Annotated in this window: 11 protein-coding genes; 4 read left to right on the top strand and 7 right to left on the bottom strand. The window is 60.7% G+C overall.

The annotated features are described in order from the left end of the window. The first annotated feature begins 52 nt into the window (after positions 1–52). The 3 genes from AC07NR_RS03025 to AC07NR_RS03015 all read left to right on the top strand — a co-directional run bounded on the left by AC07NR_RS03025 (position 53) and on the right by AC07NR_RS03015 (position 6,100). Positions 53–1,153 carry an efflux RND transporter periplasmic adaptor subunit gene (locus tag AC07NR_RS03025; RefSeq protein ID WP_248738190.1) on the top strand — a complete coding sequence of 367 codons (1,101 nt, stop codon included), beginning with the start codon at positions 53–55 and terminating at the stop codon, positions 1,151–1,153. A gap of 6 nt (positions 1,154–1,159) precedes the next feature. Beyond that, positions 1,160–4,228, top strand: coding sequence for an efflux RND transporter permease subunit (locus tag AC07NR_RS03020; protein ID WP_495077771.1), 3,069 nt, complete (start codon positions 1,160–1,162; stop codon positions 4,226–4,228). A 480-nt stretch (positions 4,229–4,708) separates the two neighbouring features. After that, positions 4,709–6,100, top strand: coding sequence for a Fic family protein (locus AC07NR_RS03015; RefSeq protein ID WP_495077770.1), 1,392 nt, complete (start codon positions 4,709–4,711; stop codon positions 6,098–6,100). Here AC07NR_RS03015 and AC07NR_RS03010 read toward each other — a convergent pair. From AC07NR_RS03010 to plsB, 4 genes are all read right to left on the bottom strand, one after another. Continuing rightward, complete coding sequence (locus AC07NR_RS03010) at positions 6,097–6,786, bottom strand: DUF4197 domain-containing protein (RefSeq protein WP_495077769.1); 690 nt, start codon at positions 6,784–6,786, stop codon at positions 6,097–6,099. The two genes, AC07NR_RS03015 and AC07NR_RS03010, sit on opposite strands and share 4 nt — an antisense overlap. Before the next feature lie 25 nt (positions 6,787–6,811). Continuing rightward, complete coding sequence (locus AC07NR_RS03005; protein ID WP_085697316.1) at positions 6,812–7,210, bottom strand: YbaY family lipoprotein; 399 nt, start codon at positions 7,208–7,210, stop codon at positions 6,812–6,814. A 45-nt stretch (positions 7,211–7,255) separates the two neighbouring features. Beyond that, a complete protein-coding gene (locus tag AC07NR_RS03000; protein ID WP_495077768.1) occupies positions 7,256–7,942 on the bottom strand; it encodes a hypothetical protein in 687 nt (228 codons plus the stop codon). Between the two features lie 92 nt (positions 7,943–8,034). Beyond that, positions 8,035–10,533 carry a glycerol-3-phosphate 1-O-acyltransferase PlsB gene (plsB, locus tag AC07NR_RS02995; protein ID WP_495077767.1) on the bottom strand — a complete coding sequence of 833 codons (2,499 nt, stop codon included), beginning with the start codon at positions 10,531–10,533 and terminating at the stop codon, positions 8,035–8,037. Between the two features lie 237 nt (positions 10,534–10,770). Here plsB and AC07NR_RS02990 point away from each other — a divergent pair, with 237 nt between their 5' ends. Next, positions 10,771–10,980 carry a cold shock domain-containing protein gene (locus AC07NR_RS02990; RefSeq protein ID WP_007954750.1) on the top strand — a complete coding sequence of 70 codons (210 nt, stop codon included), beginning with the start codon at positions 10,771–10,773 and terminating at the stop codon, positions 10,978–10,980. Between the two features lie 57 nt (positions 10,981–11,037). On the opposite strand, the gene AC07NR_RS02985 is transcribed toward AC07NR_RS02990, so the two are convergent. The 3 genes from AC07NR_RS02985 to dapE all read right to left on the bottom strand — a co-directional run bounded on the left by AC07NR_RS02985 (position 11,038) and on the right by dapE (position 13,452). Next, positions 11,038–11,415 (bottom strand): hypothetical protein, encoded by a 378-nt coding sequence (locus AC07NR_RS02985; protein ID WP_114881564.1) that lies wholly within the window; start codon positions 11,413–11,415, stop codon positions 11,038–11,040. Between the two features lie 76 nt (positions 11,416–11,491). Beyond that, a complete protein-coding gene (locus tag AC07NR_RS02980) occupies positions 11,492–12,301 on the bottom strand; it encodes a putative RNA methyltransferase (RefSeq protein WP_495077766.1) in 810 nt (269 codons plus the stop codon). After that, positions 12,301–13,452: a succinyl-diaminopimelate desuccinylase gene (gene dapE / locus AC07NR_RS02975; protein ID WP_495077765.1), complete on the bottom strand. Its 1,152-nt coding sequence runs from the start codon at positions 13,450–13,452 to the stop codon at positions 12,301–12,303. The genes AC07NR_RS02980 and dapE overlap by 1 nt, the downstream gene beginning before the upstream one ends. Positions 13,453–13,562 lie beyond the last annotated feature (110 nt).

Here is a 13,562-nt window from a genome sequence, read left to right as displayed (position 1 = left end):
CATACCGGCCAGTATAATTATTCCAAGCCTCCTTAGCGAAAGGTCCTTCACCATGTTCCGCCATGCGTTGTCCTTTGCGGTGCCAGTCACTCTGGCGTTTTTATTGTCGGCGTGTGGTAAGGAAGAGGTGACGCCAGTCAGCGTGCGACCGGCCATGGTGGTGCAGCCAGAGCCTTCGGCGCAGGCAATGGAAAGTTATCCGGGCGAGGTTCGCGCCCGCTACGAACCGGATCTGGCGTTCCGCATCGGCGGCAAAGTCAGCCGACGACTGGTCGAGGAAGGCCAGCGCGTGAAGGCCGATCAACCCCTGGCCGAACTCGACCCGCAGGACGTACGCCTGCAACTGGAAGCCACCCGCGCTCAGGTCACCGCCGCCGAAGCCAATCTGAATCTGGTGCGCGCCGAGCGTGACCGCTACAAGACCCTGATGGAGCGGCAGATGGTCAGCCGCTCGGCCTACGACAATGCCGAAAACCTCTACCGCTCCGGAGAGGCGCGTCTCAAGCAGATCAAAGCCGAATTCAACGTCTCGACCAACCAGGCCAGTTACGCCGTGCTGCGTGCGCCTCAGGATGGCGTGGTAGCCAAGCGTTCGGTGGAAGTCGGGCAAGTGGTCGCCGCCGGGCAGACCGTATTCACCCTCGCCACCGATGGCGAACGCGAAGTGCTGATCAGCCTCCCGGAGCAAAGCTTCGGCCGCTTCAAGGTTGGCCAGCCTGTTTCCGTGGAGCTGTGGACGCAACCGAACCAGCGCTTCGCCGGCAAAATCCGTGAGCTCTCGCCAGCGGCCGATCCGAAATCCCGAACCTTCGCCGCCCGCATCGCCTTCACCGCCGGCAACGTGCCTGTCGAACTCGGCCAGAGCGCCCGGGTGTTCGTCCAGACCGCCGACGTGATCCCGCTGTCGGTGCCACTCTCGGCCCTGACCGCCGAAAACGGCGCGACCTACGTCTGGGTCGTCAGCGCCAACAACACCTTGAAAAAGACGCCCGTGCGCATCGGCCCGTTCGGCGAGAAAACCGTGCCGGTGCTCGAAGGCCTCAACGCCAGCGACTGGGTCGTGGCCGCCGGCGTGCATGTGCTGCTGGAAGGGCAGCAGGTGCGTCCCGTGGATCGCTCCAACCGTGTGGTCAATCTGGCGGACAAGGAGTAAGTCCCGATGCGCTTCAACCTTTCCGAATGGGCGCTGCGTAATCGCCAGATCGTACTGTTCCTGATGCTTTTGCTGGCCATCGTCGGCGCCTTGTCCTACACCAAACTCGGACAGAGCGAAGACCCGCCGTTCACCTTCAAGGCCATGGTCATCCAGACCCGCTGGCCCGGCGCCACGGCGCAGGAAGTCTCGCGCCAGGTCACCGAGCGCATCGAAAAGAAGCTGATGGAAACCGGCGAGTACGAACGCATCGTTTCGTTCTCCCGTCCCGGTGAATCACAGGTCACCTTCATCGCCCGCGACTCGATGCATTCGGTCGAGATTCCGGACCTCTGGTATCAGGTGCGCAAGAAGGTCGGCGATATCCGTCAGACTTTGCCGCCGGGCATTCAGGGGCCATTCTTCAACGATGAATTCGGCACCACGTTCGGCAATATCTACGCCCTGACCGGCGACGGTTTCGACTACGCCGTGCTCAAGGATTACGCCGACCGCATCCAGATCCAGCTGCAACGGGTCAAGGACGTGGGCAAGGTCGACTTGCTCGGGCTGCAGGACGAGAAGATCTGGGTCGAGCTGTCCAACGTCAAACTCGCCACCCTCGGCTTGCCGCTGGCGGCAGTCCAGCAGGCGCTGGAAGAGCAAAACGCGGTGTCCACCGCCGGCTTCTTCGAAACCGGCAGCGAACGATTGCAGCTACGGGTCTCGGGGAATTTTCAGACAGTCGACGAGATCCGAAACTTCCCGATCCGGGTCGGTGATCGTACGTTCCGCATCTCGGATGTCGCCGATGTACGGCGCGGTTTCAACGACCCGCCGGCGCCGCGCATGCGCTTCATGGGCGAAGACGCCATCGGGCTTGCGGTGGCGATGAAGGACGGCGGTGACATTCTGGTGCTGGGCAAGGCGCTGGAAGTCGAGTTCTCCCGCATCCAGAAAAACCTGCCGGCCGGCATGCAGTTGCGCAAGGTGTCCGATCAGCCGGCGGCGGTGAAAAGTGGCGTCGGCGAGTTCGTCCAGGTGTTGGTCGAAGCGCTGGCCATCGTGTTGCTGGTGAGCTTCTTCTCCCTTGGCGTGCGCACCGGCATGGTGGTGGCATTGACCATTCCGCTGGTGCTGGCGATGACCTTCGCCTGCATGTATTACCTCGGCATCGGGCTGCACAAGATTTCCCTCGGTGCTCTGGTGCTGGCGCTGGGCTTGCTGGTGGATGACGCGATCATCGCCGTGGAAATGATGGCGATCAAAATGGAGCAGGGCTTTGACCGGATCAAGGCGGCCAGTTACGCCTGGACCAGCACCGCGTTCCCGATGCTCACCGGTACGCTGATCACCGCCGCAGGCTTCCTGCCGATTGCCACCGCGCAGTCCGGCACCGGTGAATACACCCGCTCGATCTTCCAGGTCGTCACCATCGCGTTGCTCGCTTCATGGGTGGCGGCGGTGATGTTTGTGCCGTACCTCGGGGAAAAACTCCTGCCGGACCTGGCGAAAATTCACGCGGCCAAACACGGCAGTGGTGACGGTCAGCCGGACCCTTATGCCACACCGTTTTATCAGCGGGTTCGACGTCTGGTGGAGTGGTGCGTGCGTCGGCGCAAGACAGTGATCGTGCTGACGGTGGGGCTGTTCGTCGCCTCGGTGATGCTGTTCAAGTTCGTCCCGCAGCAGTTCTTCCCGGCCTCCAACCGGCTGGAACTGATGGTTGACCTGAAACTGGCGGAAGGCGCGTCGCTGGCCAACACCACCGGCGAGGTCAAACGACTGGAGGCGATGCTCAAGGATCACGCCGGCATCGACAATTACGTGGCCTACGTCGGCACCGGCTCGCCGCGTTTCTATCTGCCGCTGGATCAACAACTGCCGGCGGCGAGCTTTGCCCAGTTCGTGGTATTGGCGAAAGCCATCGAGGAACGGGAAGCCCTGCGCACCTGGCTGATCGATACCCTCAACGAACAATTCCCGGCCCTGCGCTCGCGGGTCACGCGACTGGAGAACGGCCCGCCGGTCGGCTATCCGGTGCAGTTCCGCGTCACCGGTGAACACATCGAAGAAGTCCGCGCATTGGCACGCAAAGTCGCGGCCAAGGTGCGCGAGAATCCGCATGTGGTGAACGTGCATCTGGACTGGGAAGAACCGAGCAAGGTCGTGTACCTGAACATCGATCAGGACCGCGCCCGGGCGCTGGGGGTGAGCACGGCGAACCTGGCGAAATTCCTCCAGAGTTCACTGACCGGTTCCAGTGTCAGCCAGTACCGCGAAGACAACGAGTTGATCGAAATCCTCCTGCGCGGCACCGTGCATGAGCGTACCGAACTGTCGCTGCTGCCGAGTCTGGCGGTGCCTACCGACAACGGTCGCAGCGTTGCGCTGTCGCAGATTGCCACGCTGGAATATGGCTTCGAGGAAGGCATCATCTGGCATCGCAATCGACTGCCGACCGTGACGGTGCGGGCCGATATCTATGGCAAGGAGCAACCGGCAACGCTGGTGAAACAGATCCAGCCGACCCTCGATCCGATCCGTGCCGAATTGCCTGACGGTTATCTGCTGGACGTCGGCGGCACCGTCGAGGATTCCGAGCGCGGGCAGAAGTCGGTGAATGCCGGTGTGCCGATGTTCATTGTCGTGGTGCTGACGTTGCTGATGGTGCAGCTGCGCAGTTTCTCGCGTACGGCGATGGTGTTTCTGACGGCGCCGCTGGGGTTGATCGGGGTGACGCTGTTTCTGTTGGTGTTCCGTCAGCCGTTCGGGTTTGTGGCGATGCTCGGGACGATCGCGCTGTCGGGGATGATCATGCGCAACTCGGTGATTCTGGTGGATCAGATCGAGCAGGATATCGCGGCGGGGCTCAAGCCCTGGCAGGCGATCATCGAGGCGACTGTGCGGCGGTTCCGGCCGATTGTGCTGACCGCGCTGGCGGCGGTGCTGGCGATGATTCCGTTGTCGCGCAGTGTGTTTTTCGGGCCGATGGCAGTGGCGATCATGGGGGGGTTGATTGTGGCTACGGCTTTGACGCTTTTGTTTTTGCCGGCGTTGTATGCGGCCTGGTTCCGGGTGCGTAAGGAGGCTTGATTTGGTTTGGTGAGCGTGGCGGCCTTCGGGCCGGCCAGGCTCTTGGGTTTTGGGTGTATATCCGTTTCTGCGGGTGTTGCGGCTGGCGGTTTCGCCCTTACGGCGAGTCCCTTTGGCAAACGCCCCAAAGGAACCAAAGGTCTGGGCCCCGGCGTACGGCACCTCGCTTTGGCTCGGTGTTCCTTCGTTACGGGATTCATCCGGGGGCATCGCCTCCGGTTTGCTTCGCTGCACCTCCTCTCGATGTGTTCGACTTCGTCGAACGGCGCTTCGCGCCTACCCCCGGATAAATCCCTCCACTCAGCCTGCCGATGGGGCCGGCGCGTCAAAAGCTTTACTCGAGCTAACGCTCATCGTGTTTGAGTGGCTATGGGCTGCGGTGTCTCTTACAGCTTTTTCAGAATTTTCTGATATTGAGGCCGTCTGGTCTGGGGTGTTGTACTCGGTTCTCTGTTTTTTTGAGTGATCGAGAGGTTTTTTGTGAAGAAGCCGCCAGTATTGAAAGGACGGTCCGATCCGGTGTTCGACTTGTTGGCGCAGGCGCCGCACAAGCAGTATCTGGTGGATTATCTGGCGCTGCTCAAGCCTCTCGATGATCGGGGGCGTTACTTGCCTTTCGAGGATTTGCGCTATCGCTGGGCGCCGGGGCTGGACGCTCGTTTGTGTTGGGCGCTGGTGAAGAGGGCGAGGGCTGCGCAGTACATCAATCTCCTGCCATTGGGTGAGCCGCCGCAGTGGGGCAAGTATTTGCTGACACCCTCGGCACGGAAAACCCTTTCGGCCGTCGATCTGCAGACGACTTCCGCTTCGCTGGAATGCATGACCGGGCAGATTGGCGAACGGTCGCATTTCAGTTATTTGCTCAATGATCTGATCGAAGACGAAGTGATCGCCAGCAGCCAGTTGGAAGGTGCGGCCACCACCACGCGAGTTGCCAAGGACATGCTCAAGTATCAACGGCAGCCGCGCACGCCGGATGAGCGCATGGTCATGGGCAATTACAGGATGATGAATTTCGCCTGGGAAAACCGTTACCAACCCTTGAGCGTCGACTTGATCGCGGCAATGCATCGGGTGGGTGTCGAGGGGATCGATGACGCGCAATACAGTCCCGGTTTTTTCAGGACGAACGATGACGTGGTGGTACAGGATGGCGAGGGCAACACGGTGCATACACCGCCGCCCGCTATCGGGCTGGTGATGCGTTTGCAGAGGCTCGTACGCTGGATCAATCAGCCACTCGGTTCACCTCAAGAAAGGGACTACCTGCACCCGTTGATCAAGGCGATCACGCTGCATTTTTCTCTGGGCTACGAACATCCGTTTCGCGATGGCAACGGACGGGTTGCGAGGGCGTTGTTCTACTGGTTCATGTTCAAGCACGAGTTTTCGGCATTTCGCTACATTGCGATCAGTCCTTTGCTGCGCAATGCGCCGGTGAAGTACGGGCGGTCGTATTTGCATAGCGAGGCTGATGAACTGGATCTGACGTATTTCATCGAGTTTCAGTGTTCGGTGATTCAGCGTGCGGTCAGTCGCTTCACGGATGTCTACCGCAAAAGCCTGGCGTACACGGAAGACTTTGAGCGCTGGCTGATGGCGTCGGGTTTTTTCGAGCGGCTGACGCCAAGGCAGCGGGCGCTGTATCAGGTGGCCAAGAGCGGAGTGGCGAAGGAGTTTACGGCGAGCAACGTGAGGGAACACTTGGGTTGTTCTTGCAGCACCGCGATGTCGGCCCTGAATGGGCTGGTCGAATTGCAGGTCTTCGAGAAAAGGAAAATGGGCAGCGAGTGGGTGTTCTTTTTACGCAGTCCAGCCAGTGTATTGAAGGACGGGAGCGAGTTGTCTCGCTCCCGTGCAGCGTTGGCCTAGAGGCTGCCAAACACCTTCTTCGCCAGACTCGTCGCCGCAGCGGCCGGGTTTTTGCGGATGGTTTCTTCCTGTTTGCCGATCATCTCGAACAGGCCGTTCAGCGCTTGTTCGGTGACGTAGCTTTCGATGTTCGCGCTCTTCGCGTCGACCACGCCCAGTGTCGCAGCCTGGCCGGCGAAGGAGTTGTACTTCTGCGCCACGCCTACCTTGTCGGTCGCCTGTTTGACGATCGGCAGGAACTTGACGCGGATTTGTTCGCGGCTGGATTTGTCCAGGTATTGGGTGGCGGAGTCGTTGCCGCCGCTGAGGATGCCTTTGGCGTCGGCCACGCTCATTTTCTTCACGGCGTCGACCAGGATCGGCTGGGCCTGGGTCACGGCGGTTTCCGCGGCCTTGTTCATGGCGGTTTCCAGTTCATCGACCTGGGCGCCCATGCCGAACGCTTTCATCTTGCCGGCGACTTTGCCGAGTTTGCCCGGCAGTTCGATTTTCACGTCCGGGTTATTGCTGAAGCCGCCAGGGGTGCCGAGTTGTTTGACGGCCAGTTGCGCACCCTGGGTCAGGGCGTCCTTGAGGCCGCCGGTAGCGTCGCCTTGCGACAGGTCGCTGAGGGATAGGGCCATGGCGCTGGCGGAGATCATCAGGCCCGCGCACAGGCCGGCGAAGCGGAGGGTAGGGCGGAGCATCAAGGCTTCCTTGTTCATAAGAGCGTTAGCGGGCGGCGTCGACGCGGATCTTCAGCGGCTGCGGATCCTTGCCATCAAGCTGCACGGCATGGTTTTCGGTGGTGATGAACATCAGCTCGCCGTTGACCTCGATGCGTGCGCTGACCGAGTAGCGGTGGCCGGGTTTGACCTGGGCCGGATCGTAGCTCAAATGGAACGGCAGCGGCACTTGTCCCTTGATCGGGCCTTTCTGTTCGTCGAGCACGACGGCCGGCGCATCGGCCAGCGAAACGTCCTGCAGGCTCACACTCAAGGTCGCGCTTGGCGGCAGGGCGATGCGTTGCAGGTAGAACACTTCGCCGTCCAGGCTCGCTTTACCGCTCGGTGTGGTGGACTGGCAGGCGCTCAACAAGGTGGCGGCGGCGAGAAGAGAAAGTTTTTTCATGGGGACCTCAAAAGACTTGGGCGCCAGAGGGGCGCCCAAGGAAATCTAGCGGATTTTGGATAATGAGTCAGTGAACAAACGTAACGGTTCATTCAGCCACTGATCGATTACCCGCAACAGGCGCGATCGGGCCGGACGTGTCGCTGGTACAAGTTCGATAGCTTCAGGAAATACAGAAAGCCGTTGGTGGTATCTGTTTTCTATGCCGGTAAGTGCATAGCGTTTGCCCGGCACCACATGCTCCGGATCATATTCAAGATAAAACGAAGTGGCCGTTTCCTCATCGTGAGAAACGCGCGCCAGTTCGACACCGGGACTTTCGTTTTCATGCAGGCTGATGGTGATTGCCTGTTCGGGGGGAATCATTTCGGGTTCCTGCACTTCAACGTACAAGTAACCGATCGGACTCAGATGCAGCGTCTGCCGATGGGGCGCCTGATGAACAATGACGAAGTGATCCTGTTCCAGCAACAAGGGCTGCCCGTTATGAAACAGCTGGATGGTGACGCGGTATTTGATGCTCACATCGCTATATCGATGGGGAAAACTGAAATTCCACTGGCCGTCGACAATGGAGGGATGTTTCCAGTGTTTGATGCTTAACGGTTGCCGGGTATTGATCACTTGAACGTCTACAACGGTTTCATTATCTCCGTCGAGAGGGGCACTGAATTCTGCTGGAAGGCTAAACGTTACGGTGATGTTTTGAAGAGACTCGTTTAACAGGCTCATCTCGATTTCCTTATCGATTAAAAAGAGCCCATTAATTCATAAAACAACTAACCGGAAAACGATCCGGTCTTCCGGTTAGTTGTCCTCAAGTTTCAGATGTCTGGAGCCGTTGCTGTTTCCGCTGCATCTTCACTGCGATGCAACGCCACCTGACGAATCGACAAACGAATCTCCGCCGGCAACACCCGTTTGGCTGCGCCTTCGGCCAGTTCGCCGAGCAGTTCGTGATAGCTCAACTTCCCTGCTTCGTCACGACGCAGCACATCCAGATCGAGCATCGTCTGGATGAAGTGGCGGAACAGGCTCTTGTCGAAGAACTCCGGTGCGTTCAGGCCATGCAGGATCGACAGGCGCTGGGCCATGACTGTGCACAGGTCTTCCAGTTCTTCGGCGCTGATGGTGTTCTGGCCGGCGTTGAGCAACAACGACACGGTCATGTAGAAGCGCTGCAGGGTCTGGGCGATGCTCTTCGACAGCAGGGTCAGCAGCACGAAATGCCGTGAGCTCGGCGCCGGGCGCAGGTAGACGTCTTTCTCGAAACGCAGCAGGCCCTGTTCGACGAAAGCCTCCAGCCACTGATCGATCACCGCATCCAGTTCGTCCAGGCTCCAACGGATGAACAGCTCCGCCTGCAGATACGGATACAGCGCTCGGGTGTAGCGCAGGATCTGCTCGCGGCTCATGCGCGAAGTGCTCTGGAAGAAACTCGCCAGCAGCGCCGGCAGGGCGAAGATGTGCAGCACGTTGTTGCGGTAGTAGGTCATCAGGACGGCATTCTGCTCGTCCAGATACAGAATCTTGCCCAGTGCATCGTTCTGCTCGGACAGCAGATCCATGTCCTTCACGTGTTCGATCAACACCCGGCCATCACCTTCCGGCAGGGTGGTGTGCGGCGAGTACGGGACCTTGCGCAACAGCGCCAGATACAGATCCAGCACCCGCGCCATGGCCCGGTCATCCAGTGCCAGACGAGTGGTGGACAGCAGCGCCAGCGCCACCAGATTCACCGGGTTGATCGCCGCCGCTTCATTGAGATGCTGCGCGACTTTCTCGCCGAGGCGATTGGTGGTTTCGTTGAGCCACGCCGGTTTGAATTGCGGGCCCAGCTCCTGCTGGCGCCAACCCGGCTGCTCGCTGTCGAGGAATTCTGCCAGTTTGATCGGCTCGCCGAAGTTCACCGCCACCTGGCCGAAGCGCTGCTTGAGCGCGCCGATGACTTTGAAGATGTCGAAGATCGATTCTTTCTTCTTGCTCGCACCACGCAGTTCGCCGAGGTAGGTACGACCTTCGAGTACGCGTTCGTAACCGATGTACACCGGCACGAACACGATCGGCATCCGCGACGAGCGCAGGAAGCTGCGCATGGTGATCGCGAGCATCCCGGTTTTCGGTTGCAGCATGCGCCCGGTACGCGAGCGACCGCCCTCGACGAAGTATTCGACCGGGAAACCTTTGGTGAACAGGGTGTGCAGGTATTCGTTGAAGACCGAGGTGTACAGCGGATTGCCCTTGAAGGTGCGGCGCATGAAGAACGCGCCGCCACGACGCAGCAGACTGCCGATCACCGGCATGTTGAGGTTGATCCCGGCCGCAATGTGCGGAGGGGTCAGGCCGTTGCGAAACAGCAAGTACGACAGCAGCAGGTAGTCGATGTGGCTGCGGTGGCACGGCACGTAGATCACTTCGTGACCCTGGGCGACCTTCTGCACGCCTTCGATGTGGTTGACCTTGATTCCGTCGTAGATCTTGTTCCAGAACCAGCTCAGCACCACTTCCAGAAAACGGATCGCGGTGTAGGTGTAGTCCGAGGCGATTTCGTTGCCGTAGCGCAGGGCCTGGGCCTTGGCTTTTTCCGGGGAGATGTTTTCGCGCTCGGCTTCGTCGAGGATCGCTTGCTTGACCAGTGGCTGGTTGAGCAGACCTTTGACCAGGTTGCGGCGGTGGGAGATGTCCGGGCCGATCACTGCAGCCTTGAGGTTGCGGAAGTGCACCCGCAGGATCCGCTGGGCCATGCGCACGGTGCGCTCGTGGCCCTTGTTGTGTTCGATCAGCTCGCGCAGGTGGATCGGCGCGGAGAATTGCACGCGAGTCTTGCGACCCAGAATCATGATGCTCAGCAGCCGACGCAGGCGCCCGGTGACGGCCCAGCTGTCGGCGAACAGCAGTTTCCACGGGCTGTTCTCGCTGTCCGGCGACTGGCCCCAGAACACGCTGACCGGAATGATCTGTGCGTCCTCGGCGGCATTCTGGCTGAGGGCGCTGACCAGTCGGGTCAGGGTCGGCGGTGCGCCGCGCTTGTCCTGACGGCCGAGCCAGTCCGGGTCCGGCGTCAGATAGAAGAACGCCGCCGGTTCGATCAGCGAACCCACTGACACCGGCAGCACCGGGCGCGGCAGACCGGCCTTGGTGCACTCGGTGTCGACCACCGCCAGATCAGTCAGCGATGGGTTTTGCAGGACGTAGAACACCGGACGACTGCGGTCGAGGTTGAGGGTGAACGACGACTGGTTGATCGTCTCGGAGCGGACCCAGAGATACAACAGTCGGCGCAAGGTGCCAAACACAAGACGGCGGAACGGGGAACGGGTCATACGGCTTCTGCGTGAGTGGATAAACCGAGCGTTTGCTCGGGCGGTCGATAGTGTGCCGGATTCATGGAAAATCGGCAAAAAAGCGGCGAAGTAATCTCCTGTTGAGAGTTTTGCCGCCTGTCATATACTCGGCGGTCTGTCGCCGGGGCCCTCTTATGGACGTCGGACGCAGGCTGACGTTCCGCAAAGGCTTTCCTGCGAAAAGCCTGTTCAATAATAAAAAAGGAGTATGAACAGATGGCAACACGTGAAACCGGCAACGTGAAGTGGTTCAACGATGCCAAGGGCTACGGCTTCATTCAGCGCGAAGACGGGGTGGACGTGTTCGTGCACTACCGCGCGATCCGCGGCGAAGGCCACCGTTCGCTGACCGAGGGTCAGCAGGTTGAATACGCGGTGGTGGAAGGGCAGAAGGGCTTGCAGGCTGAGGATGTTGTAGGCCTGTAACGATCGTTCCCGCGTTCTGCGTCCACCGTGGGGCACAGAGCGCGGGAGTGTTCAGCGTCAGGCAGTTTTCCAGGTGATCTCTTCTTCACCATCGGCGCTGATCCGGATCCAGCGGTCCGCCGTTTCCTCACCTTCTTCCTCGATCCACGTCCCCGGCGCGCAGCGCACTTCGACGTTCAGCGCGGCAAACGCTGCACGGGCACAGGCGATATCGTCATCCCATGGCGTCTGGTCGCTTTCCAGGTACAGGCTGTTCCACTTGCCCACGGCTTTCGGCAGCCAGGTCACCGGGATATTGCCGGCCTTGCACTTGTAGGTCTGACCTTTCTGTACCCAGTCGCTGCACGGGCCGAGGGCGGCGCCCAGCCAGGCGGAAATGGCCTTGTGGTCGACGTCGGCGTCTTTCAGGTAAATCTCGATGTCCGGTTGGCGCATGGATATCCTCACTGCGGGTCTGAAAAATCCATTCGCGGATTTAGCCGGTCCCGGGCTGCTTGCCCGAGTCCAAAAGTTATTGAAGAACGAAATAATCGTAGCGCATCGACACGGTGGTCACGAACGGCTCGGCCTGCTCGATCACCGCCGCGCGGCGCTCGGCACTCGCGCGCCAGCCGTGGGGCGTCATCGCCAGCAGGTTGGCGCGATCCTCGGGCTTGTCCAGCGTCAGCTTGAATTCCAGGGTTTCGCTGTGGGCCAGCGTCATGCCTTCCGGCACCAGGGCCAGGTGCTTGTCGTCGGTGTATTCGCGCACTTCGTCGTACAGGCGTTCGCGCAGTTCCATCAGGTGGCCGCTGGTCGGGCCGACTTTCATCAGACCGCCACCAACGCTGAGCAGGCGCTTGGCCTCTTCCCAGTCCAGCGGGCTGAAGACACTGGCCAGAAACTGGCAGCTGCCGGAAGCCAATGGCACACGGGCCATGCTCGCAATCAACCACGTCAGCGAAGGATTGCGTTTGCAGGCGCGCTTGACCGCTTCCTTCGAAATGTCCAGTGCGTAACCGTCAGCGTCCGGCAAGGCCTCGGCGATCTGCGCGGTGTAGTAGCCCTCGCCACAACCGATATCGACCCAGCGGGCCGGCGCATAACTGGCCGCCAGTTCCGCCAGACGCTTGGCCACCGGCGCGTAATGCCCGGCGTTCAGAAAGTCGCGGCGGGCCTCGACCATCGCCTGGTTGTCGCCGGGATCGCGGCTGTTCTTGTGCTGCACCGGCAACAGGTTCAGGTAACCCTGACGCGCACGGTCGAAGCGGTGGCCTGCGGGGCAGACCACGCCGTTGTCCACCGCGTTCAGCGGTTCACTGCAGATCGGGCACGCAAGCATCAGGCAAGCAACTTGATCAGGGTCTGGTAGTAGATCTCGGTCAGTACATCGAGATCGGCCGCCAGCACGCGCTCGTTGACCTGGTGGATGGTCGCGTTGACCGGGCCCAGTTCAACAACCTGCGTGCCCATGGTCGCGATGAAACGGCCATCGGAGGTGCCACCGCTGGTGGACGCCTTGGTCTCGCGGCCGGTGATCTGCTTGATGCTCGACGACACTGCATCGAGCAGCGCGCCCGGCTCGGTGAGGAACGGCAGACCGGACAGCGCCCAGTCGATGTGCCAGTCCAGGCCGTGCTTGTCGAGGATGTCGGCGACGCGTTTCTGCAGGCCTTCAACGGTCGATTCGGTGGAGAAGCGGAAGTTGAACAACGCCACCAGATCGCCCGGAATCACGTTGGTCGCGCCGGTGCCGGAATTGACGTTGGAAATCTGGAAACTGGTCGGCGGGAAGAAGTCGTTGCCGTGATCCCAGTGCTCGGCGGCCAGCTCGGCCAGGGCCGGGGCAGCGAGGTGGATCGGGTTCTTCGCCAGGTGCGGATAGGCCACGTGGCCCTGCACTCCGCGCACGGTCAGCTTGGCGCCGAGGGAGCCGCGACGACCGTTCTTCACCACGTCGCCTACCAGCGTGGTGCTCGACGGTTCGCCGACGATGCACCAGTCCAGACGCTCCTTACGGGCTGCCAGACGCTCGACCACAGCTTTAGTGCCGTGATGCGCCGGGCCTTCTTCGTCGCTGGTGATCAGGAATGCGACCTTGCCCTTGTGATCCGGGTAGTCGGCGACGAAGCGCTCGGCTGCCACGGTCATCGAGGCCAGGCTGCCTTTCATGTCCGCTGCGCCACGGCCGCAGAGCATGCCGTGTTCGTCGATCACCGCGTTGAACGGGTCGATCTGCCACGCCGTCACCGGGCCGGTCGGCACCACGTCGGTGTGACCGGCGAAGCACAGCACCGGGCCGTCGCTTTTGCCGTGAGTCGCCCAGAAGTTATCCACATCTTCGATGCGCATCGGCTCGAGGGTGAAACCGGCATCGCCCAGGCGCTGCATCATCTGTTTCTGGCAATCGGCGTCGACCGGCGTCACGGAAGGACGGCGGATCAGGTCGATGGCGAGTTGGAGGGTCGGCGAAAGGTCGGCGTGGGCCGTCATGGAAAACTCCGGATTGAAATTGGGCGAGGGCCAAAGTGGGAGCCAGCCTGCTGGCGTTGGCGGTGTGTCAGTCAACATAAAGGCTGATTGTTACATTGCCATCGCGGGCC

This window comes from Pseudomonas sp. GW821-FHT09C09 (assembly GCF_059418105.1).
The sequence above is the reverse complement of the archived record's forward strand: the minus strand, read 5'-3'. Positions and strand labels throughout refer to the sequence as shown.

Bases quoted from the DNA above. Each gene is read 5' to 3' on its own strand.
- AC07NR_RS03025 (WP_248738190.1), top strand. From the start codon at position 53: ATGTTCCGCCATGCGTTGTCCTTTGCGGTGCCAGTCACTCTGGCGTTT.
- AC07NR_RS03020 (WP_495077771.1), top strand. From the start codon at position 1,160: ATGCGCTTCAACCTTTCCGAATGGGCGCTGCGTAATCGCCAGATCGTA.
- AC07NR_RS03010 (WP_495077769.1), bottom strand. From the start codon at position 6,786: ATGCTCCGCCCTACCCTCCGCTTCGCCGGCCTGTGCGCGGGCCTGATG.
- AC07NR_RS03005 (WP_085697316.1), bottom strand. From the start codon at position 7,210: ATGAAAAAACTTTCTCTTCTCGCCGCCGCCACCTTGTTGAGCGCCTGC.
- AC07NR_RS03000 (WP_495077768.1), bottom strand. From the start codon at position 7,942: ATGAGCCTGTTAAACGAGTCTCTTCAAAACATCACCGTAACGTTTAGC.
- plsB (WP_495077767.1), bottom strand. From the start codon at position 10,533: ATGACCCGTTCCCCGTTCCGCCGTCTTGTGTTTGGCACCTTGCGCCGA.
- AC07NR_RS02990 (WP_007954750.1), top strand. From the start codon at position 10,771: ATGGCAACACGTGAAACCGGCAACGTGAAGTGGTTCAACGATGCCAAG.
- AC07NR_RS02985 (WP_114881564.1), bottom strand. From the start codon at position 11,415: ATGCGCCAACCGGACATCGAGATTTACCTGAAAGACGCCGACGTCGAC.
- AC07NR_RS02980 (WP_495077766.1), bottom strand. From the start codon at position 12,301: ATGCTTGCGTGCCCGATCTGCAGTGAACCGCTGAACGCGGTGGACAAC.
- dapE (WP_495077765.1), bottom strand. From the start codon at position 13,452: ATGACGGCCCACGCCGACCTTTCGCCGACCCTCCAACTCGCCATCGAC.